At 65.4% G+C, this 529-nt stretch carries 1 protein-coding gene; it reads left to right on the top strand.

Features of this window, described 5'->3' with window-relative positions; translation table 11 throughout:
- Positions 1-109: 109 nt before the first annotated feature.
- Positions 110-529 (top strand): ArdC-like ssDNA-binding domain-containing protein (locus CH268_RS28520; protein WP_441346966.1); only part of this gene is annotated, 420 nt, incomplete at its 3' end.

Genomic DNA, 529 nt, shown 5'->3' on the forward strand with positions numbered 1-529 from the left:
GTGCGGCCACAACGGGCGTCGGTTCATGGTGAGATCGTGTCGGCTGCAACGGGCGGGGCGGCGATCGTGCATCTGATGCTATTCCGCATCCTTTTTCAACAACGTCGTACTGATCCTCAGTCAGAAACCAGAGGCAACCCAGGTCGCCGGATTCCGCGCCTGGCAACAACGCGGACGGCAGGTTCGCAAGGGCGAGAAAGCGATCCGGATCTACGGCTACAGCTCCCGCACCGTCACCGAGACCGACCCCGACACCGGCGACGAAGAAACCCGCAAGGTGCCCACGTTCCCGATTCTGTCGGTGTTCGACCACTCCCAAACCGACCCGATCGAGGGACACCCCCAGCCCGAGGAAATCGCGCAGCTTCTCACCGGCGCCGATCCGGACGCGATCTACGACCGCGTGGCCGCGATCATGACCGGGCGCGGATGGACCGTCACCCGCGAGGCGATCCCCAGCAGCGCGAACGGCTACACCACCACCGACGGCTCCCACCGGATCGTCGTCGACGCAGCCCTCGAACCCGCA

It is taken from the genome of Rhodococcus sp. 06-1460-1B (assembly GCF_002258475.1).
Lineage (GTDB): Bacteria > Actinomycetota > Actinomycetes > Mycobacteriales > Mycobacteriaceae > Rhodococcoides > Rhodococcoides fascians.